The sequence below is a fragment of the Sporosarcina trichiuri genome (assembly GCF_030406775.1).
Taxonomy (GTDB): Bacteria; Bacillota; Bacilli; order Bacillales_A; family Planococcaceae; genus Sporosarcina; species Sporosarcina trichiuri.
Genome location: NZ_CP129119.1, coordinates 1,508,608 through 1,527,016 on the forward strand (window position 1 = coordinate 1,508,608; position 18,409 = coordinate 1,527,016).

25 protein-coding genes are annotated in these 18,409 nt (G+C 52.9%); 8 read left to right on the top strand and 17 right to left on the bottom strand.

The features are described 5' to 3' along the window. Window positions 1-22: 22 nt before the first annotated feature. The 4 genes from QWT68_RS07970 to QWT68_RS07985 form a co-directional block, all read right to left on the bottom strand. Window positions 23-2,053, bottom strand: coding sequence for a TRAP transporter permease (locus QWT68_RS07970; protein ID WP_040287022.1), 2,031 nt, complete (start codon window positions 2,051-2,053; stop codon window positions 23-25). Next, the gene (locus QWT68_RS07975) at window positions 2,037-2,567 is read right to left on the bottom strand and encodes a DUF1850 domain-containing protein (protein ID WP_040287023.1); all 531 of its coding nucleotides are present in this window, start codon (window positions 2,565-2,567) and stop codon (window positions 2,037-2,039) included. Before QWT68_RS07975 ends, QWT68_RS07970 begins: the two co-directional genes overlap by 17 nt. An 87-nt stretch (window positions 2,568-2,654) precedes the next feature. Further along, the gene (locus tag QWT68_RS07980; RefSeq protein WP_290150428.1) at window positions 2,655-3,650 is read right to left on the bottom strand and encodes a TAXI family TRAP transporter solute-binding subunit; all 996 of its coding nucleotides are present in this window, start codon (window positions 3,648-3,650) and stop codon (window positions 2,655-2,657) included. Between the two features lie 213 nt (window positions 3,651-3,863). After that, the gene (locus QWT68_RS07985) at window positions 3,864-4,415 is read right to left on the bottom strand and encodes a phosphatidylglycerophosphatase A family protein (protein WP_040287296.1); all 552 of its coding nucleotides are present in this window, start codon (window positions 4,413-4,415) and stop codon (window positions 3,864-3,866) included. A 117-nt stretch (window positions 4,416-4,532) separates the two neighbouring features. On the opposite strand from QWT68_RS07985, the gene QWT68_RS07990 reads away from it, so the two are divergent. From QWT68_RS07990 to QWT68_RS08000, 3 genes are all read left to right on the top strand, one after another. After that, a complete protein-coding gene (locus QWT68_RS07990) occupies window positions 4,533-5,255 on the top strand; it encodes an alpha/beta hydrolase (protein WP_040287025.1) in 723 nt (240 codons plus the stop codon). Between the two features lie 76 nt (window positions 5,256-5,331). Then, complete coding sequence (locus tag QWT68_RS07995; RefSeq protein WP_040287026.1) at window positions 5,332-5,850, top strand: YjcG family protein; 519 nt, start codon at window positions 5,332-5,334, stop codon at window positions 5,848-5,850. A gap of 1 nt (window position 5,851) precedes the next feature. Continuing rightward, complete coding sequence (locus tag QWT68_RS08000; RefSeq protein ID WP_040287027.1) at window positions 5,852-6,292, top strand: GNAT family N-acetyltransferase; 441 nt, start codon at window positions 5,852-5,854, stop codon at window positions 6,290-6,292. 54 nt (window positions 6,293-6,346) lie between these two features. Here the strand turns inward: QWT68_RS08000 and QWT68_RS08005 are convergent, their stop codons facing one another. The 7 genes from QWT68_RS08005 to QWT68_RS08035 all read right to left on the bottom strand — a co-directional run bounded on the left by QWT68_RS08005 (window position 6,347) and on the right by QWT68_RS08035 (window position 9,473). Beyond that, on the bottom strand, window positions 6,347-6,664 hold the full coding sequence (locus QWT68_RS08005; RefSeq protein WP_040287028.1) for a hypothetical protein: 318 nt from the start codon (window positions 6,662-6,664) through the stop codon (window positions 6,347-6,349). Between the two features lie 81 nt (window positions 6,665-6,745). Next, the gene (locus QWT68_RS08010; RefSeq protein WP_040287029.1) at window positions 6,746-6,997 is read right to left on the bottom strand and encodes a stage VI sporulation protein F; all 252 of its coding nucleotides are present in this window, start codon (window positions 6,995-6,997) and stop codon (window positions 6,746-6,748) included. A gap of 21 nt (window positions 6,998-7,018) precedes the next feature. Continuing rightward, on the bottom strand, window positions 7,019-7,159 hold the full coding sequence (locus tag QWT68_RS08015; protein WP_082023355.1) for a YjcZ family sporulation protein: 141 nt from the start codon (window positions 7,157-7,159) through the stop codon (window positions 7,019-7,021). Between the two features lie 89 nt (window positions 7,160-7,248). Further along, a complete protein-coding gene (gene spoVAE, locus QWT68_RS08020) occupies window positions 7,249-7,611 on the bottom strand; it encodes a stage V sporulation protein AE (protein ID WP_040287030.1) in 363 nt (120 codons plus the stop codon). Between the two features lie 10 nt (window positions 7,612-7,621). Then, window positions 7,622-8,629, bottom strand: coding sequence for a beta-ketoacyl-[acyl-carrier-protein] synthase family protein (locus QWT68_RS08025; RefSeq protein ID WP_290150429.1), 1,008 nt, complete (start codon window positions 8,627-8,629; stop codon window positions 7,622-7,624). Continuing rightward, window positions 8,623-9,078 carry a stage V sporulation protein AC gene (spoVAC, locus tag QWT68_RS08030; protein ID WP_040287032.1) on the bottom strand — a complete coding sequence of 152 codons (456 nt, stop codon included), beginning with the start codon at window positions 9,076-9,078 and terminating at the stop codon, window positions 8,623-8,625. Before spoVAC ends, QWT68_RS08025 begins: the two co-directional genes overlap by 7 nt. Continuing rightward, the gene (locus QWT68_RS08035) at window positions 9,078-9,473 is read right to left on the bottom strand and encodes a putative periplasmic lipoprotein (protein WP_040287033.1); all 396 of its coding nucleotides are present in this window, start codon (window positions 9,471-9,473) and stop codon (window positions 9,078-9,080) included. Before QWT68_RS08035 ends, spoVAC begins: the two co-directional genes overlap by 1 nt. Before the next feature lie 130 nt (window positions 9,474-9,603). On the opposite strand from QWT68_RS08035, the gene QWT68_RS08040 reads away from it, so the two are divergent. Then, entirely contained in the window at window positions 9,604-10,167 is a 564-nt protein-coding gene (locus QWT68_RS08040) for a CotY/CotZ family spore coat protein (protein WP_290150430.1), read from the top strand. A gap of 110 nt (window positions 10,168-10,277) precedes the next feature. On the opposite strand, the gene QWT68_RS08045 is transcribed toward QWT68_RS08040, so the two are convergent. Together QWT68_RS08045 and mgtE are read right to left on the bottom strand one after the other, a co-directional pair. Continuing rightward, window positions 10,278-10,703: a hypothetical protein gene (locus QWT68_RS08045; protein WP_290150431.1), complete on the bottom strand. Its 426-nt coding sequence runs from the start codon at window positions 10,701-10,703 to the stop codon at window positions 10,278-10,280. A gap of 48 nt (window positions 10,704-10,751) precedes the next feature. Beyond that, entirely contained in the window at window positions 10,752-12,125 is a 1,374-nt protein-coding gene (gene mgtE / locus QWT68_RS08050) for a magnesium transporter (RefSeq protein WP_290150432.1), read from the bottom strand. Between the two features lie 90 nt (window positions 12,126-12,215). On the opposite strand from mgtE, the gene prpE reads away from it, so the two are divergent. Beyond that, window positions 12,216-12,956: a bis(5'-nucleosyl)-tetraphosphatase PrpE gene (gene prpE / locus QWT68_RS08055; protein ID WP_290150433.1), complete on the top strand. Its 741-nt coding sequence runs from the start codon at window positions 12,216-12,218 to the stop codon at window positions 12,954-12,956. On the opposite strand, the gene QWT68_RS08060 is transcribed toward prpE, so the two are convergent. From QWT68_RS08060 to QWT68_RS08075, 4 genes are read right to left on the bottom strand one after another with little or no spacing between them, the layout of a single operon-like run. Then, on the bottom strand, window positions 12,923-13,873 hold the full coding sequence (locus tag QWT68_RS08060; RefSeq protein WP_040287037.1) for an RluA family pseudouridine synthase: 951 nt from the start codon (window positions 13,871-13,873) through the stop codon (window positions 12,923-12,925). The genes prpE and QWT68_RS08060 overlap by 34 nt on opposite strands. Then, on the bottom strand, window positions 13,860-14,666 hold the full coding sequence (locus QWT68_RS08065; protein ID WP_040287038.1) for an NAD kinase: 807 nt from the start codon (window positions 14,664-14,666) through the stop codon (window positions 13,860-13,862). The genes QWT68_RS08060 and QWT68_RS08065 overlap by 14 nt, the downstream gene beginning before the upstream one ends. Further along, complete coding sequence (yjbM, locus tag QWT68_RS08070) at window positions 14,663-15,340, bottom strand: GTP diphosphokinase (RefSeq protein ID WP_040287039.1); 678 nt, start codon at window positions 15,338-15,340, stop codon at window positions 14,663-14,665. Before yjbM ends, QWT68_RS08065 begins: the two co-directional genes overlap by 4 nt. 23 nt (window positions 15,341-15,363) lie before the next feature. Further along, the gene (locus tag QWT68_RS08075; protein WP_144036092.1) at window positions 15,364-15,753 is read right to left on the bottom strand and encodes a UPF0738 family protein; all 390 of its coding nucleotides are present in this window, start codon (window positions 15,751-15,753) and stop codon (window positions 15,364-15,366) included. Window positions 15,754-15,909: 156 nt separating this feature from the next. On the opposite strand from QWT68_RS08075, the gene QWT68_RS08080 reads away from it, so the two are divergent. The 3 genes from QWT68_RS08080 (at window position 15,910) to QWT68_RS08090 (ending at window position 17,921) form a co-directional block, all read left to right on the top strand. Beyond that, the gene (locus tag QWT68_RS08080; RefSeq protein ID WP_040287040.1) at window positions 15,910-16,623 is read left to right on the top strand and encodes a lytic transglycosylase domain-containing protein; all 714 of its coding nucleotides are present in this window, start codon (window positions 15,910-15,912) and stop codon (window positions 16,621-16,623) included. Between the two features lie 93 nt (window positions 16,624-16,716). Next, window positions 16,717-17,109 (top strand): globin domain-containing protein, encoded by a 393-nt coding sequence (locus tag QWT68_RS08085; RefSeq protein WP_040287041.1) that lies wholly within the window; start codon window positions 16,717-16,719, stop codon window positions 17,107-17,109. Beyond that, window positions 17,106-17,921 carry a DsbA family protein gene (locus tag QWT68_RS08090; protein WP_040287042.1) on the top strand — a complete coding sequence of 272 codons (816 nt, stop codon included), beginning with the start codon at window positions 17,106-17,108 and terminating at the stop codon, window positions 17,919-17,921. Before QWT68_RS08085 ends, QWT68_RS08090 begins: the two co-directional genes overlap by 4 nt. Window positions 17,922-18,409 lie beyond the last annotated feature (488 nt).

The window sequence follows — 18,409 nt, forward strand, 5'->3', positions numbered from 1 at the left end:
ACGAGTATCAGACGGGTGTTAGTCATACGGTCAGTGCTTTCTGTTTGTTCTTCGAGATCAGCTGGATCGCGAACAGGATGATGAACAGCGCTAGACCGATGAAGTCGGTGTTCGTCTCCGGATAGATGAGCATCATGCCGGTCGCCGCCGTGATGATCCGTTCAATCCAATTGAGTTTGCGGTACCAGTATCCGATCAGCGCCGCTCCGATCGCGATCATGCCGACGATGGCGGTGGCGGTCACCCATATGATCTCCCACACACTCGCATCGATCATCAGCATCGCCGGATTGAAGACGAACATATACGGGATGATGAATGCCGCAATGGCGAGTTTTGCTGACGTGACCCCGGTCTTGATCGGGTCCCCGCCCGAGATACCGGAAGCAGCGAAGGCCGCGAGCGCAACAGGCGGCGTGATGTCCGCGATGATGCCGAAGTAGAACACGAACAAGTGCGCTGAAATCGCCACGACGACCGGTACGGGTGCGTTCGGAGTATCCAGCATCAGCAGGGTGATGATCGCCGGTGCAGCGATTGTCGACGTGATGACATAGTTCGCTGTCGTCGGCGATCCCATGCCGAGAACGATTGCCGCGAACATCGTGAAGATGAGCGTCAGCAGGATATTTCCTCCGGCTGCGCTGACGAGGCCGTTCGCGAGGCTGAGCCCAAGTCCGGTTTTCACAACGACACCGACGATGATACCGGCACATGCGGTAGCCGCAGCGACGGCCAGCGCTGTACGTGCACCGTCGACAAGCGCCTGGATGATATCCTTGAAACCGAGGCGCGTCTCTTTATTGAAGGCACTGACGATCAATGTCAGCACGATACCGAGCAATGCCGCTTTCATCGTGGGGATCCCGAGCAGCAGGAACACGATGATACCGATGATCGGCAGCAGCAGGTAGATTTTTTTCAGCGTCTCTTTCCGGTTCGGAATCTCTTCAGGACGCATGCCCTGCAGGCCGACACGCTTCGCTTCGAAGTGGGTCATGATCCAGATCCCTGTGAAATACAGCAGTGCCGGGATGGCGGCTGCTTTTGCAATTTCCCAATAGGTGACCCCGCCGATGAATTCAACCATCAGGAAGGCGGCAGCTCCCATGATCGGCGGCATGATCTGTCCGCCTGTCGATGCGGCTGCTTCGACGCCGCCTGCGAATTCCTTGCGGTAGCCGAGCTTTTTCATCATCGGGATCGTATAGGAACCGGACCCGACGACGTTCGCAACAGAACTTCCGGAAATCGTCCCCTGCAGGGCACTCGAGAAGATTGCAACCTTCGCCGGTCCGCCTGTCAGTTTTCCTGCGAGGACGACTGCCAGGTCATTGAAGTAGTTCCCGACCCCTGTCTTGACGAGGAATGCCCCGAACAGCAGGAACACGAAGATGAATGTCGCCGACACGCTGATCGGAGTTCCGAGGATCCCGTCCGTCGTGAAGAACATGAGCTGGACGAGATTATCCAGGTTCTGCCCGCGGTGGGCGAGGAAGCCCGGGAAGTACGGTCCGAAAAACGCATAGACGAGGAAGACTGCCGAAATGATTGTGATCGGCAGGCCGACTGCCCGCCGTGCCGCTTCCATTGTCAGCAATACGGCCAGTGTGCCGACGATCAGGTCGAGATCGGACACACGGCCTACGCGCAGGACAAGTTCGTCCATGTTGAGCGGCCAATAGAGTCCGACGCCGATTGCCAGAAGTGACAGTATCACATCATAGAACGGCACTTTGTTACGCCGTACGCCACCTTTCTTCGTAGCAGGGAACAGCAGGAAGATCAGGGACAGCGCGAACCCTAAGTGGATGGAGCGCTGGATATAAGCCGTGAACGGTGTTCCGATAGATGTATAGAGCTGGAATAACGAAAATGCGAGCAGACCGAAGAATACGACTTTGCCGAGCAGGCCGGCCAAATTTCTCGTATTCGACTCCGGGTCAAATTTCTGCAGCAGTTCGAGCTGTTCTTCTTCCGTCAGCGTGTCGAACCGCTCGTCGTTCGGATCGGTGATCGGATCTGCTTTTTTCTGTTTAGTACGCTTTGCCATTCAGCCTGGCTCCTTTCCATAGTTCATATAACGTTAATTTTTCCACACGGAATTCGTACGAATGGCCGCGTGCCAGCACGGATTTCAAATCCGTCTCTTTCCCCTGATAGCGGAACGCCAATTGGGCATCCACGTCTCCGACATATAATATGAACGAATCGATCACTTTGTCTTCATATGTAAGTGTGTATATGCCATCTTCTGTTACAGACAGTGACTCGCCTTCTTCTGCATATGCAGGAAGACCGATTCCGACGTCTTCGTACTGCATCGTCAGGAAACGGATGGACCCATCAGACTGCAAATTGTATGTTTCAAACACATTCGTCAGGAAGATCGAGTGGACGTAGCGGATCTGGAATTCCGTTTCATCGCCAACCGGCGCATACACGATCTCCGGATGCTCTGTCCTCGTTTCCGTGAAGGTGAATGCCTGTTTGACAGGCAGGTTCCAGACAGCGAGTCCTGCCAGCAGTAATACGGTCAGACCGAGCGGGATCATCCATTTTTTCATCCGCTCACCTCTTTGGAATCCGTTTCCGGAATGACGAATGGGACGGCAGAAGCAGCTTTCGCCTCACCGTCCCGTCACGACATCCGATTATTTTTTCACTTCATCGAAATACTTCTGTGCACCCGGGTGAACCGGTATGCCGATTCCATCGAGCCCGGTTTCAGCCTTGATCAGCTTTCCTTTTGCATGCTGCAGCTTCGAAGCGTTATCGTAGACCGCTTTCGTGATTTCATATGCCAGGTCTTCCGGCACGTCGTTCTTGATCGCAAGCATCGCCCCTACAGATACTGTCGGTGTGTCTTTCTCAAGGCCGTATGTTCCGGCCGGAATCACTTCTTTTGCATAATACTGGTATTTGCTGATCAGTTCATCCGCTTTGTCGTCTTCTACCGGCACGACAAACACTTTCGCTACTGCATTCAGTCCTTCAACAGCTCCTGTCGGTGTACCGGCAGTGATGAACGCTGCATCAATCTGGCCTGCCTGCAGGCTTTCCTGGGACTCCCCGAAGTCGAGGTTCTGCGGCTTGATATCATCCATTGACAACCCGTGGATTTCCAGGAGTTGTTCTGCGTTCGCATACGTACCGGATCCCGGTGCGCCGACGGACACTTTCTTGCCTTTCAGATCGTCGAATGTTTTGATACCTGTCTTATCCAGAGTGATCAGCTGAACAGTTTCCGGATAGAGTGCGCCGAGTGCAGAGACGTTATCGACTTTGTCGCCTTCGAACATCATTTTGCCTTCAGTCGCATAGTACGCGATATCGGTCTGGACGAATGCGATTTCCGCATCTCCATCTTTCAGTGCCGTCATGTTGGCTGCCGATGCCTGTGAGACTTCAGCAGACGTTTTGACGCCTGTATCTTTTTCAATGTTCTCCGCAATCGCGCCGCCGAGTGCATAATACGTCCCCTGCGTGCCGCCTGTCAGCAGGCTGAGGAACTTGTAGTCCTTGCCGCTGTCCGAGTCTCCGCCTTTAGCGTCTCCATCTTTCGCATCCTCTTTGTCGGACCCGCATGCAGCCAGCGCCATGACAGCGACCAGCATCAATGCGATGAGACCAAATAATTTCTTTTTCATTCAATGACCCCCTATTTCTCTAGTAGTTCGGTAAACTCTATAATAGCATGTAAGCGGGTTCAATTGTCAATATTTTTCAGAACATAATAATAGTTGAAACCGTTTTCATTCTGAATACAGAAAAAATCATTGCCCGATTGACGGAAACAATGATCTTTCGCTGTATGGTGCTTATACTATTTCTTCTATCTCTTCATTAAATATAATCCCTTTTCACTTCGCGGCATCCTTGACATCATCGAATGTCAGGCCGGCCTCCTCGAGATCACGCGATCGGTGGGCAATGCGCGCAGCGGCACACGAAGCGACACTTGCGACAAGATCATCGAGGAACGTGTTGCAGTGGTCCCCTTTTTCCGTATCCAGTTCATTGATGATGCCGATTTTGTTCTTATCCAGATGGCCGAATGTCGTGACAGCGATCGAACCGTATGTGAATACCGCGCCGAGTGCGATCGTTTCATCCACGCCGAACAGTCCTTCGTCCGATTCGACAATCTCCTGGAGCGGTGAGGACAGTTTTTTCTGTTCACACAGTTCGTCCAATTCGACGCCGACAAGAATCGCATGCTGCAGTTCCCTCTTCCGCAGTACATTGACGACCGAATCGATGCATTGTTCAAGTTTCAGTTCCTTATGGTACGGCACCTGCATTTCATAGACGATCTTAGCGATATCCCCGATCTGCACACCGCGCCGCTCCAATGCTTCCAGCGTCGCTTTGGCGATCACTTCCGAGCGTACTTTGCTTTCCCCTTCGAACATGTCCATCCATCCCTTCCTGTCTGTCGATTCACCATTTCAATGTGGTTCTGCACATTATACCCTCTTCCAAACGTATGATACAATTCTTTGTAACAGTACAAGACAGGAGGAAGTTTGATGAATCACGGCAAAATCCATGACATACAATTTTTCAGCGAGGCACTTCAGGAGGAAATGGAACTGCTCGTCTACCTTCCGTATAATTATACACCCCTTCTTAAATATTCCGTCTTGTTCGCTTCCGACGGCAAGGACTATTTCCAGTACGGGCGGATCGGCAAGGTCATCGATACGTATTTGAGCAGTGAGGAAATCGAGAATGTGATTGTTGTCGGCATTCCTTATAAGTCCGTTTCCGAACGGCGCCGGATGTATCACCCGGACGGGGACCGGCAGAAAGATTATATCCGTTTCCTGGCGCACGAACTTGTGCCCTATATCGACGAGCACTATCCGACCTATCAAATCGGAGGGGGCCGGGCGCTGATCGGTGATTCACTTGCCGCGACGGTCTCCCTGCAGACAGCACTGCAGTATCCGAATTGTTTCAGCCGCGTCATTCTGCAATCGCCCTATATTGACGGTAAAGTACTGGATGCCATCGAAAACGCGAAATCTCCGCAGACTTTGTCGGTCTATCACATCGTCGGTGAAGGAGAGACCGAAGTTGCGACGACAGCGGATGGCACCCAGGATTTCCTGACACCGAACCGCGAGGCAAAAAAATTATTCGAGAATAGAGGATTTCCTTACTTCTACGAAGAATTCAAAGGGGAGCATACATGGAAATACTGGCAGCCTGACGTACAGAGAGCTGTCAAAATGGTATTTGGCCAATAACCAATCGGACAATTGGCAACAATTCTGCTATACTGGAAAACAGTAGTGCAGTTACTTTCCTAAGGAGGTTTTTCACATGAAGTATGGAGTTGTTGCATTTCCTTCAAAACAATTGCAGGATTTGGCGAATGGTTACCGAAAACGCTATGATCCCCGCTATTCAAAGATCACTCCTCACTTGACACTGAAAGAGGTGTTCGAGGCGGACGAGCGGGAAATCCGCCAAGTCGCCGAAGCGATCCGCAAAGTGGCGAAAACACATAAGCCGTTTGAACTCAATGTCGGGAAAGTGAGCACCTTCGCCCCAATCACCAATACGATATACTTTAAAGTGGATCCGAACGAGGAGCTCACCTCATTGCATGACGCACTGAACGGGGAAGACTTTTTCGGCGGCGCGCCAAAATACTCGTTTGTTCCCCACATCACAATCGCTCAGGATCTGACATCCGGCGAGCATGATGATATTATCGGCCAGCTCAAGATGATCGGAGCAGATCATTCTGAAACAATTGACCGCTTCCACCTCCTGTATCAGCTGGATGACGGCTCATGGACTGTCTATGAAACATTCCATCTGCAAGAGGGAAACTGATTTGTACGAGATCATGATTGCTGCGTCGGAACAGGAACGGGAAGCCGCGTTCACTGTGCGGAAGAAAGTGTTTGTCGAAGAACAGGGCGTACCGCTGTCCCTGGAACTTGATGACTTCGATGAAACCGCCTCACATTTCGTAGTCCGGGACGGCAGCAAGGCGATTGCTGCCGGCCGGATCCGCAGTACGTCCGATGCGGTCGGAAAAGTGGAGCGCGTCTGTGTACTGAAGGAATACCGGGGAAAACACCTCGGCAATCTGATGATGCACGCACTGGAAGAACACGCGAAAGAGACAGGCATGAGCAAAATCCTGCTGAACGCCCAGTCCTACGCAGTTCCCTTCTACGAGAAACTCGGCTATACCGTGACGTCACCGGAATTCATGGATGCGGACATTCCGCACCGTGCGATGGAGAAGACGATCGACACAGCAGAATAAACGACGTAAAAGGCCCCGTTCCGAAGAACGGGGCTTTTTATTGAGCTCATTCAGTCAGGCGTATTCATTCACAGCGATCCCTTTTCCGACAACAATCGCTACTTCCTTTGAAAGCGCAGCAGGATTCGGCCGGATGAATCCGTTCTTCACGGGCGGCAATGGCTGTCGGGGTACTGCCGGCTCATCAGACTCGCGTTCCAGCTCTTCCGTCATACGCTCTTCACGTCTGTGGATTTTTTGCCACTCGTCAAATTCCGTCTTCAATTTGACGGCTTGCACTCTGTCGATATAAGCGAAGTTCGGAGAGGCATTCTCCATGCGGTTCGCGTAGATTTGTGATTGGATCGGCTGGATCGGCAGTTGGTACCCCATTGCCCGCACCTTCTTTCGTTCAAGTCTATAAATAGGTTAAGATACTATACCCGTTCTCCCGAATCTCTAAACCTAGTTATATTATTTCCCCAGCATCCGCTGTATGTCAGCGATATTCACCGGCTGACCGCTTGATACGAGCGAATTGACCAGTTCGTCTTCCAGATGAGGCGGCACCTGCTTGTTTGCGAGCGCTCCGACATTCTGGATAATCTTCCTGACCTGGCGTTCGTCTTTGAAATCCGCGTATTGGATGGCATTCGCAAGTGCGAACACTTCTTCCATCGGCACGCCGGTTTTAGACTCGATTTTTTTGAAGAAGGAGTCATTCATACTCCCGGTTCCCCCTCTCGATTAGCAGAACGTACTGCCGACAATGATCAGCAGGATGAACAGAACGACAAGCAGCACGAACGTCGAGCCGCCTCCCTGGCCGCATCCGCGGTCCTGGTACGCATCATAACGCGGGCCGCCATAGCAATAATTTCCGAACATAGGAAAGTCCCCCCTCTCTTCACTGTATCCTATGCAGCGGATGAGCAAAGAGGGCGGGACTTTTGCATATTTTTTAATTTCCCTTTGTATCAAATATTGCCTTTCGCTTTGAACAGCAGGGATGCGATGAAGCCGAATACGATCGCTGCGCTGATTCCGGAGCTTGTCACTTCGAACATTCCGGTCAGGACCCCGATGATGCCGTGCTTTTCCGCCTCGGCGAGCGCGCCGTGTGTGAGGGCATTGCCGAATGACGTGATCGGGATTGTTGCCCCGGTGCCTGCGAAGTCGATCAGCGGTTCGTATAAGCCGAACCCATCCAGTATGGATCCTGCGACCACCAGCGTACAGAGCGTATGGCCCGGCGTCAGCTTCCCTACATCCATGAGCAGCTGCCCGATCACACAGATCAGGCCGCCGACAATAAAGCTTGTTATATAGATGGACAGCATGCGCAATCCCTCATTTCATTTCAATTTCCACTGCGTGTGCGATGCAGGGGATCGTTTCGCCCTGCTGATATGAAAGCGGTGACATCAGCGATCCTGTTGCAATCAGGAGCACCCGTTTGTATTGGCCGGCGAGCAGTTTGTCGTAGACTTCCGAGAAATAGACGGACGCCGAGCAGCCGGAACCGCTCGCACCGGCGAGAAACTCGGGATGTTTGCCGTAAAATTCGGCACCGGCATCCCGGAACGTGTGGGACACATCATATTCCCAGCGATCGAGCAGTGTCTTGAACAATTCAAAACCGATCTTCCCCAGGTCTCCGGTCATGACGAGATCGAAATCTTCCAATTTACGGCTGTGCCCTTCCAAATGGCGTTTGAACGTATCTGCCGCTGCCGGTGCCATGGCGGCACCCATATTGAGCGGATCGGTCAGTCCCAGATCGACGACGGTGCCTATCGTGCCACAAGTGATGACAGGGGCTCCCGAAATGTAGGGAACGACAGCTGCTGTCCCGGCGGCAGTCGCCGTCCATTGTGCGGTCGGTCCTTTTTGGCTGCCGTACTGGAGCGGATAGCGGAATTGGCGTTCGATCGCATTATGCTGGCTTGCAGATCCCGCAACTGCCAGTTCCGATATACCGGCCTCGGTCAGCAGTGCGGCCATCAGTAATGTGGATACCGATGTCGCGCAGGCGGAAAACATACCGATGTAAGGGATACCGACAGATCCGGCCGCAAAGTTGGATGGTGTCATTTCGTTGACCAAGTCGCCGATCAGCAGAAACTCCGCGTCCGATGGCGTTTTATCCACTTTGGATAAAGTGATTTTGATCGATTCCTCCATCATTTTGGCGTGCCCCTGCTCATTCGTCTTCAAATCGCAGCGCTCATCCTCGTACTGCTTATCCGCGAATTGCGCAAACGGGCTCTTTTTCGTCTCCAGCGGTCCTACCGTCACGCCGGTCGATGCAATGACCGGTTTGGAGGGGAAGCTGAGCAATCCTCGTTTGTTCACCATGACACCACTCCTAACGCGACTAAAATCGATTTGATGAGAGCGACGGCAAATGCCGAGAAGACTCCGAACAGGATGACCGAGCCCGCCAGTTTGAACATATTGCCGCCCACGCCGAGGACATAGCCTTCTGTCCGGTGCTCAATTGCGGCGGAGACAACCGCGTTCCCGAATCCAGTGATCGGGACCGCGCTTCCAGCGCCGGCGAATTGAGCAAATTTCTTATAGATACCGAAACCGGTCAGCAGCATGGAAAGGAAAATCATCGTCGCGACTGTCGGATTGCTGGCGGTCCGTTCCGTGAAATTGAAGAAGGTTATATAGAACAATGCAATAAATTGAGCGACCAGACAGATAAAACCGCCTGTGATGAATGCTTTCAGACAGTTTTTCAGATAAGGGGTCTTCGGTGTGATCTGCTGTTCCAGCTGCTGGTACTTTTTTTCATCCATCAAGTCTCTTCCTTTACTAACGAGCTGATTTTTTTCATCTTTTTTGTATAGTGCTCCGTGTCTTTCTTATCGATCAGTTTGTTCGTTTCCAGCAGCACTTTGCTGTCGGCGGACACAGTGACCTTCATGCCGGGGTACATCTTGCGGAACTTCTTTTCCACTTCCTTGGCGATCTCCCTCTTATTGAACCGGTCGAACGTGTTGACCCGCAGTCCTGCAATCAGACGGTCATCGTGGATCAGCAGAACAGCATTTTTAATGCGCGGATCGTCTTTCAACACGTTTTCTGCCTGCTGCCCATCCTCGGATGTCGTATTGACGGTCTTGTAGCCGATATCCGTCGAGCAGCCTGCCAGGAGACATAGAACAAACACCAGCGGCAGCCATTTTCGCATGCCCATCCCCTCCTTTTTCCTCCAGTATGTCTGGTTCGTTGCGAATCTATTCACATATGTACAGGTGCCCTGTCAGAAGGCGCCAGTCCGCCATAAGGTATAAGGAACAATCGAAAGGAGGAAATGATTCATGAGTTGTGGATGTGGAAAGAACGAAAACCAAGGGGATAAGGTGTCACCGACGCACGGTCATTGTGTATGCGAGGCAGTTCGTTTCATCAAACGGCTGCAGGATACCCACCAGGACGACGACTGCTTCGACTGCGACACGGACTGTTTCATGCGGCCGCTCGGCAGTTTGGTGAGCCCTGCCAACGAGCGCTTCAACACACGGGTGTTTTCATTGCTGACGGAAGATGGTGACTTCTTCAAGGCTATGTACCGTCCTGCAACTGTGACACCGGCCGGAAGCCGTTCAGGTACAGTCACACCGCCAAACACATGCTTCTCGGTATTCTTCCGGGTGCAGAACATCTTCGACGACTGCTGTGCAACATTGATGGTGCTTGAGCCGAGGGATGCCAACGGTCCCGTCAATCTGTTTGACTGCGGCAAACTCTGCTTGGACCGTTTGTGTCCGGTCACGGAATTCCGTGCGACAAAGTCCTGCATCACCGTCGACCTGAACTGCTTCTGTGCAATCCAGTGCATCACGGATACGTACGTGACGCAGTGCCCGCCTGCAACAACGTAACAGCCGCTTCCCGCGGATGCTGAAAGAAGACTGCCCACGCGGCAGTCTTTTTTTTGCATACAAAAAAACTCCGGACGGGGATGTCCGAAGTTCGCAATATGCATCAGTCTTCACCTGAATGGCTGGCCTTTCCAGAACACCTCTTCGATCGTCCGCAGATCGAGCGTGCGGATCTCTTCGAGTGACTGGCTCTCTTCCGTCACTTCGACAGCGATCTCGGAACCCGACAGGCCTACGATCCCTCCTGTCAGCAGCTGTCCGTTCACGAGGAACTGAAGCGGCCTGTATGCGGTCCGGGGAAACGGTTCAGCCAAGTACCGGATCTTGCGGACGACTTCACTGTCCTCATAGAAATCCGCCGTCTGGCTTTTTACGGCGGACGCTTCCGATTCATCTTCCAGTTTTTTGTCCGTTTCCGGTTCTGGTTCAGGTTTCCAGTAAATTGTTGTGCTCTCCTCTTTCTCGATCTGCACAACCGTCGTCAACGGCGGTCCGTCTATGAACAGCAGCGGGGCACGGAGTGAAATTGCCGCCACCTCCTTTACCCGTATAGTATGCAATGGGCGGAAAGAGGTGAAAAAAACTTAAAGCTGGCTGATGAAGGCCGTTGCAAGTCCCAGGTAGATCAGAATACTGATCAGGTCATTCAGCGTTGTGATGAACGGGCCCGATGCTACCGCCGGGTCTATATTCATCTTGTGCATGAAGAGCGGGATGAACGACCCTGAAATGGTCGCGGCAAAGATCGAGACGAAGATTGCAGCCCCGACGAGCATTCCGATGACCAGTTCGCCTTTCCAGAAAAAGATCAGGCCGATGACGAACAGTCCGCAGATAAGCCCGGTGATGATTCCGGTCCCCGCTTCCCGGATCAGAAGCTTGAATTTGCTCTCCTCTTCGATATCCCGGGTGGCGATTCCGCGGACAGCCACCGCCAGCGCCTGTGTTCCACTGTTTCCGGCAGTGCCGGCAATTAGCGGGATGAAGGCGGCCAGCAGTGCAACTTGTGAAATCGTATCCGTGAACATGTCGATCAAGTTCGCTGTGATCATCCCGAGCACCAGCAGGACAATCAGCCACGGAACCCTTTTTTTGGCAGCAGAAAACGAATTTTTGTCGAACGTATCCATATTGGATACCCCGGCCAGTTTCGAATAGTCATCCGATGCTTCTTCTTCCAGGACGTCAAGTACGTCATCGACTGTGACGATTCCGAGGATATGCTGCTGGAAATCGACGACAGGCACGGCCAGTAGGTTATAGTCCTGTGTCGTCCTTGCGACGTCTTCCTGATCGTCGGAAACGAGTACACTGACGACCCGCTCGTTCATGATCGAGCTGATCAGTACGTCCTCTTCGGAAGTGATCAGGTCCCGGAGTGAGACGACACCTGTCAGCACATTATCATCATCCACGACGAACACATAATAGATTGTTTCCGCACTCGGCGCCTGGATGCGCAAAATATTCATGGCGGACCGGACCGTGGAGTTCTGCGGAATCGTTACATACTCCGTCGTCATGATGGAACCGGCAGTATACTCCTCGTAATGGAGGAGCTCTTTGATCTGCGAAGCCGCCTCATTGTTCATCAATGTCAGATAACTGACGCTCTGCGCCTTATCGAGTTCTTTCAGGACATCGACCGCGTTATCCACAAACATGTAGGAAATCATCTCTGCGGCATACGTCGCCTCCATCTCCTGAAGGAACTCTTCGTATTCATCTTCCTCAATTTCACTTGTCTCGAAGATCTCCGCCATTTCTTTCGGCGACAGGAAATAGTACATGACTTTACGCAGTTCCGGACCGGCTTTTTCATAGAAAACTGCCCGATCATATGGGTGCAGCAGTAAGTACTCATCGCGGAATGCTTTGATGTCCTGCTGTTCCAGATCCTCCCTCAGCTTGGTTTCATCGAAATCCACTTCTTCTCTGCGGTCTTCTGTTGTTTCCATGGCTGCACCTTCCTTCTTCTTCGCTGTATACCCTGTCTCCTGTATACTCAGCAGTATAGGGCGGATACTAACTGAAAAGGAGTGTTTCTCATGTACGATATTATCGGAGATATCCATGGATGCTATGCAGAATTGGAGGAGCTGCTGAGCACGCTCGGCTATTCGTTCCATGATGGCGTACCGAACCATCCGGATGGCCGTTCACTTGCCTTCGTCGGAGACGGCATGGACCGCGGCCCCGACTCGCTCAGTGTCATGAATCTGCTGTTTGCACTGCAGGACAGCGGACAGCTCCATTATTCCCCGGGAAATCATTGCAACAAACTGTACCGATATGCCAAAGGCAACAATGTGCAGCAGACGCACGGTCTTGAGACGACAGTTGCCGAACTCGACAATCTTCCACCAAACGAACGGCGCCGCGTCCTCACAAGATACCGCAGGTTCTATGAAGCTCTTCCCCTTTACCAGGAACTGGATGAAGGCAAGCTGATCATCGCCCATGCCGGCCTCCCGGAAAGGATGATCGGCGCGAAGCCATCCGGTGCGATGAAAACGTTCGTTCTGTACGGGGATATCACAGGCGGCACCTTGCCAGACGGGCGCCCGATCAGACGTGACTGGGCCGCCCATTATTCAGGCGGCCCATGGATTGTATATGGTCATACGCCGGTCCGGAGCCCGCGCTTTGCCGGACACTCCGTGAATATCGACACGGGCTGTGTGTTCGGCGGCATGCTGACAGCACTGCGCTGGCCGGAACTGGAAATCGCAGCCATTCCATCCCGGCAGCCGTTTCAGCCGGAGAAATTCTCGGAGTTCCCTTCTTGAACCCGGACAGCCTTCGCCAACAGGGATTCCATGTCTTCCGGCAGCGCACTCGTATAGGTGACTGACCGGTGTTCCGTCGGATGGACGAATGATACCGCCGCGCAATGGAGCGCCTGGCGGGGCAGCAGGCTGCACGGACCGCCATACAGGTCATCGCCTATCAGCGGATGGCCGATATGCGCCATATGCACCCTGATCTGATGGGTCCTTCCTGTGTACAGCCGCAGTTCCGCTGCCGTGAACGGTTCTCCGTCAACGAGGAACCGGCCCGTCACACGGACATCCGTCCTCGCGTATTGGCCGTCAGGACGGACATCTCGTTCGATGATGCTGCCGTCTTTCCTGCCGATCGGTTTTTCGATCCGAAATTCATCACCGTTTAAAAATCCGCTCACAAACGCAGTATACCACCGGTCCATCCCTGTCTGCTGCATCTGGCAGCTCATCAGGTGATGGACATGGCGGTTTTTTGCGATGCAGACGAGCCCCGATGTATCGGTATCCAGCCTCGTGACGACATGCACGGTTGCATGGTGGCCTTCCCGTACATACTTGCCTGCCACTAGATTCGCCAATGTCCCTGAAGGCTGGTTGCGAGAAGGGATCGTGCCCTGGCCGGCCGGTTTGTCGAGGATCAGCAGAGAATCGTCCTCATGCAGGATTTCGAGTATGCCATCTTCAGGCGTCAGTCCCGCGGCCATATCTTCCGGCGGGAATTCGATGACGACTCTGTCCCCTGCCGAAAGCATGTGACGGACCGTCCGTTCTTCACCGTTGACCGTTATTGCACCGCCGCTGTATTTGACAGCTGTCACCGCGCGTTTCGACAGCGCCTGCATGCCGAGGAATTCCCTCAGCTGCATCGGCTGCTCTGCAGTGAATGCCAATGTGAGCGGAGATTGCTCAGTTCTCTTCATCACTCGCGACAAATGACTCGGACACACGTTTCCAGAACGGGAATGGGCGGAACCGTGCAAAGGAGATCTTTTCCTTCGATACTTTGTATTCGATCGATTTCACGTCTTTCTGCAGCAGCTGCAGATGATCGACAGTCACCATGAAGTCAGGTCCTTTGACAGGTTTCAGCAGGCACGAATGGTGTGCCGGCAGAACGAGCGGCGAACCGACAGTCCGGAATACCCGATTATTGATGGAGGCCATTTCGGTCAGCTGCATGCATGACAATGACGGGTGGAGGATCGCTCCGTTCAGCGATTTGCTGTAGGCAGTCGAACCTGACGGCGTCGACATGCAGAGTCCGTCTCCCCGGAACCGTTCGAAGTGGGCGCCGTTCAGTTCCACATCCATGACGAGTGTCACTTCCGGTGATTTGATGGTCGACTCGTTCAGCGCAAGGTAGGTCGCCGTCTCCTCCGAATGGGTATAGGTGATCTCCACTTCGAGCAGCGGATATTGAACGACATGGAAATCTTTCCGCGCGATCATGATGACCAGCTTCTCGATCTCTTCCGGTTTCCAGTCCGCATAGAAACCGAGGTGGCCGGTATGGATTCCTACAAATGCGGTCTCCTTGACGCGATGGACGTATTTATGGAACCCATGGAGCAGGGTGCCGTCCCCGCCGATGGACAGGACGATTTCCGGCTCGACGTCATCATAGGTCAGCCCGAATTCCGTCAAATAGTCTTTCGCATCCGACATCAGCCGGTTCGACAGTTCGTCGCCGCGTGATTCAATAGCGAATTTCATGTGTCTGCATCCCCTTTCCATGAGGTATCTTGAATATCCCGCCGCTCCGTCTCCTTGAACGAACTGAAGTAGGATTGGGCTTCGTGGATTTCGTCGCGGATCAGTGACATTTCCTCATCCAGCCGGAACGCCGCTTCTGCAGCCCCTTCAAGCCGCTGGCGGATGACGTCCGGGAGCTCCCCCTGATACTTGTAATTCAGGGAGTGCTCGATCGATGCCCAGAAATTCATGGCAAGCGTCCTGATCTGGATTTCCGCGAGCACCGATTTCTCACCATGGATCGTCTGCACGGGATAGGAGATGATCATATGATAGGAACGGTACCCGCTCTTCTTCTTATGCGATATGTAATCACGTTCTTCGACAATCTTCATGTCTTTCCGCTCACGGAGCATATTGACAACGGCACCGATGTCATCGACGAACTGGCACATGATACGCAGACCTGCAATGTCCGGGACTTCTTCGGCCAGTTCTTTGGAAGGCTCGAAAGGAATCCCTTTTTCAAGCGTCTTGTCATAGATGCTTGCGAGCGGTTTCAGACGTCCGGTCACAAATTCGACTGGCGCATGCTGATCTTCGAGTTTGTACTGATGCCGCAGCCCTTTCAACTTCACTTTCAGCTCCACGACAGCCTGCTTATAGGGAGCCAGAAAATCATTCCACATCCTCATCAGAGACGCCTCCCTTTCCCTCTTCAGCCCATCGCCTGCAAGGTGTTCGCAAACTCCTGCTCAACCGCAAGGACAAAGGCTTCTCCATAATTCCCGTTGCCTTCGATATTGAAAATCAGCATCGTCAGTTCTTCTGTGAAACCAGCCAGGCGGATGGTTGAATCAGCGCAATCCAGCACCGGGTCCTTCCCGCTGTCTGCCAGTTTTTGCATGAGCGGCCAGACAGTCTGTGCCAAGTGGAGATAGACGTAGTCTTCCCCGTCTTCGAACAAGTAGACGAATGTCCCTTCGTCCGTGTCGGTTATCATTTTGCCGGAAGGCTTCGTGCCGAGCCGTGCTGCCGGCCCGTCAAAATTGAAAATGACGGTACCATCCTTCATATATCCTTCTGTCACCCGATATTGTATACGCACAAGCTTATCTTCCCTTCCCTAATGTTCAGTACTGCTAGTTTACCATAGAGTCCCGGCGGATGCAGTCGGGATTGTGCTTTCCATCTTGAAATTGATATACTGAAATCACAACAGTTCGGCCACGGAAGAACACGCACCCTGAAAGGATCGATACGTATGGATACGCAGATGATTCGTACACTTTTTGAACTGAATTCCCTGCAGACGCTGGGGGCCGTCCGTTCAGCCGCGGAACCCGGAGCGGCGAATACGGATTTCTTCCAGACGCTGCTGACAGAGATGGGAGGAGAGCCGTCCGTCACGGATGCCCTCTCAAGTTTCTCCGCGACAGCCCTCGGAAGCCTGCAATCACCTACTGGCACTCTTCCGTTTTCATTCAGCCCGGCGCCGTCCGTGCAATCACCTGCAGATGCTGTCCAGCTGATCGACCGCGCGTCTGCCAGCCGCCCGCCCCTTGCCTACCCGGGCGGCAGCAGTCGGCTGGATACGGCCTATTCGCCGCTGATCGACAAGGCGGCCAAGCGGCATAATGTGCCTTCTGCTCTGATTGCAGCAGTCATCAAGCAGGAATCGGGTTTTAATAAGGATGTCGTCAGCTATGCAGGCGCACGCGGTCTCATGCAGCTCATGCCGGGCACAGCCAGATTCCTCGGCGTGCAGGATGCGTCGGATCCTGAGCAGAACATCATGGGCGGCGCGAAATACCTCCGTCAGATGCTCGATCAATTCGACGGCGATCTCACCTTATCTCTCGCTGCCTATAATGCCGGACCCGGCAATGTGCGGAAGTACGGAGGAGTCCCGCCGTTCCGCGAAACGCAGAACTATGTCACGAAAGTGATGCACAACTATGAGACCTACAAAGCCTGACAGCCGAGGCCGGGCGGAAGCGATTTATTTGTGAATGCTCTGGGTCGTTGCTAAAATGGACGTACAGAGTGACAACAAAGGAGAATGACATTCATGACACGAAAACCTTTGATACCTTACGAGGAGATCGGTGAAGCACGTTTGTCGGAACTCATCGACCGGTTCTACGCAAAAGTCGCGGTTCATCCGGACTTGGCGCCTATATTCCCGGACGACCTAACTGAAACAGCCCGCAAGCAGAAACAGTTCCAGACCCAGTACTTGGGCGGACCGAATTTATATACCGAAGAACACGGACACCCGATGATGAAAGCCAGGCACATGCCGTTCCCCATCACACCTGAACGCGCACAGGCCTGGCTCGCGTGCATGAAGGAAGCGATGGATGATGTCGGACTCGAAGGACCCCTTCGCGAGATCTATTACCAGCGTCTCGTCCTCACTGCCAATCATATGGTGAACCGGAGCGGGGAGGGAGATCAGTGAATCATCGCACACTTGCAGAAGCGGAACACGGACAGCTGACAAGCCCCCGCCCGATCGAACTGTATGTATTCCTGGACCCGCTCTGCCACGACTGCTGGGCGCTCCAGCCGATCCTGCGCAGGCTCCAGGTCGAGTATGATCGGTATTTCACATTGAGGATCGGCCTGCTCACCTCCCTCCCGAAGATGAATTACAATGTTACCGCAATCGAGGAGGATGAGGGGACCGATGGCCGCGATCCGCTGGCGAAGTCCCATCCCGCATTCCCGAGCATCGCCATCAAAGCCGCGGAATTCCAGGGGAAACGCGCCGGATTCCGTTTTTTGACCAAGCTGTTCGAATACTCTTTCCTGAAGTCGCGCAATGTGAAATCATTCCCAGTCCTCGTCGAGATCGCCGAGAAGCTCCAGCTGGACAAAGAAGAATTCATCAGTGATTTCTTCTCTCGCAATGTGCTCCAGTCGCTGCAGGTCGATCTGCACTTGGCGAAAGAGATGGAAGTGGAAAAATCCCCGACATTCGTCTTCTTCAACGAAAATATCGAGGACGAGGGATTGATGGTGGACGGCTCCTACAGCTATGACATCTATGAACAGATCCTTGAGGAGCTGTCAGGTACAGCGATCGAGCGGGAATGCGCCCCTTCATTGGAAGCATTGTTCACCCGGTTTGAAATGCTTGCCACCTCGGAAATCGCCGACATTTACGGGATGACGGAAAAGGAAAGTGAACGGGAACTGAAGAAACTCCTGTTGAAGCAGGAAGTGGAACGCGTCGTCATCAATGACACAGTGCTATGGAGGAAAAGATGATAGTGGAAATCTGACAGGCAGAGAAAAATCGCGGATTTTTCCCTGCCTGTTTTAATTTGCCCTGAATTCCGACAGCCGGCCGCGCGCCGGATGCATGCAGTCGTCCAGGCTGTTTGAATTTAACCGGGACGCCGATAAATTCGGTGATGTGGCCGATATCCATGGCAAACTGTCCGATATTTCTCGTCAACTGTCCGAGAACTCCGCTGAACTGTCCGATATGGCCGCCAGAATGTCTGATACTCCCGGCCAAGTGTCCGATACTTGCAAACAGCAAGTGCGTCCCCGCCCCGACCTCTTCGCAACCACGAAAAAAGCACCGCTCCTGGGGGGAAGCGGTGCTCATCATAAAGGGAATGGGAAAAATGTTCACGTTCAAACAAAAGGGGTGTATGTTTGGTTTGTGAGTTTCATTCACAAGTTAAATTTATCACAGAATAATTGTTCCATCAACATTTCACAAACAATTTCATAGATCTGTCACATTT

What these genes read in the sequence shown, in the direction of transcription:
- QWT68_RS07970 (WP_040287022.1), bottom strand. Translation starts at nt 2,053, where the DNA reads ATGGCAAAGCGTACTAAACAGAAAAAAGCAGATCCGATCACCGATCCG.
- QWT68_RS07975 (WP_040287023.1), bottom strand. Translation starts at nt 2,567, where the DNA reads ATGAAAAAATGGATGATCCCGCTCGGTCTGACCGTATTACTGCTGGCA.
- QWT68_RS07980 (WP_290150428.1), bottom strand. Translation starts at nt 3,650, where the DNA reads ATGAAAAAGAAATTATTTGGTCTCATCGCATTGATGCTGGTCGCTGTC.
- QWT68_RS07985 (WP_040287296.1), bottom strand. Translation starts at nt 4,415, where the DNA reads ATGTTCGAAGGGGAAAGCAAAGTACGCTCGGAAGTGATCGCCAAAGCG.
- QWT68_RS07990 (WP_040287025.1), top strand. Translation starts at nt 4,533, where the DNA reads ATGAATCACGGCAAAATCCATGACATACAATTTTTCAGCGAGGCACTT.
- QWT68_RS07995 (WP_040287026.1), top strand. Translation starts at nt 5,332, where the DNA reads ATGAAGTATGGAGTTGTTGCATTTCCTTCAAAACAATTGCAGGATTTG.
- QWT68_RS08005 (WP_040287028.1), bottom strand. Translation starts at nt 6,664, where the DNA reads ATGGGGTACCAACTGCCGATCCAGCCGATCCAATCACAAATCTACGCG.
- QWT68_RS08010 (WP_040287029.1), bottom strand. Translation starts at nt 6,997, where the DNA reads ATGAATGACTCCTTCTTCAAAAAAATCGAGTCTAAAACCGGCGTGCCG.
- QWT68_RS08015 (WP_082023355.1), bottom strand. Translation starts at nt 7,159, where the DNA reads ATGTTCGGAAATTATTGCTATGGCGGCCCGCGTTATGATGCGTACCAG.
- spoVAE (WP_040287030.1), bottom strand. Translation starts at nt 7,611, where the DNA reads ATGCTGTCCATCTATATAACAAGCTTTATTGTCGGCGGCCTGATCTGT.
- QWT68_RS08025 (WP_290150429.1), bottom strand. Translation starts at nt 8,629, where the DNA reads ATGGTGAACAAACGAGGATTGCTCAGCTTCCCCTCCAAACCGGTCATT.
- spoVAC (WP_040287032.1), bottom strand. Translation starts at nt 9,078, where the DNA reads ATGGATGAAAAAAAGTACCAGCAGCTGGAACAGCAGATCACACCGAAG.
- QWT68_RS08035 (WP_040287033.1), bottom strand. Translation starts at nt 9,473, where the DNA reads ATGCGAAAATGGCTGCCGCTGGTGTTTGTTCTATGTCTCCTGGCAGGC.
- QWT68_RS08040 (WP_290150430.1), top strand. Translation starts at nt 9,604, where the DNA reads ATGAGTTGTGGATGTGGAAAGAACGAAAACCAAGGGGATAAGGTGTCA.
- mgtE (WP_290150432.1), bottom strand. Translation starts at nt 12,125, where the DNA reads ATGGAAACAACAGAAGACCGCAGAGAAGAAGTGGATTTCGATGAAACC.
- prpE (WP_290150433.1), top strand. Translation starts at nt 12,216, where the DNA reads ATGTACGATATTATCGGAGATATCCATGGATGCTATGCAGAATTGGAG.
- QWT68_RS08060 (WP_040287037.1), bottom strand. Translation starts at nt 13,873, where the DNA reads ATGAAGAGAACTGAGCAATCTCCGCTCACATTGGCATTCACTGCAGAG.
- QWT68_RS08065 (WP_040287038.1), bottom strand. Translation starts at nt 14,666, where the DNA reads ATGAAATTCGCTATTGAATCACGCGGCGACGAACTGTCGAACCGGCTG.
- yjbM (WP_040287039.1), bottom strand. Translation starts at nt 15,340, where the DNA reads ATGAGGATGTGGAATGATTTTCTGGCTCCCTATAAGCAGGCTGTCGTG.
- QWT68_RS08080 (WP_040287040.1), top strand. Translation starts at nt 15,910, where the DNA reads ATGGATACGCAGATGATTCGTACACTTTTTGAACTGAATTCCCTGCAG.
- QWT68_RS08085 (WP_040287041.1), top strand. Translation starts at nt 16,717, where the DNA reads ATGACACGAAAACCTTTGATACCTTACGAGGAGATCGGTGAAGCACGT.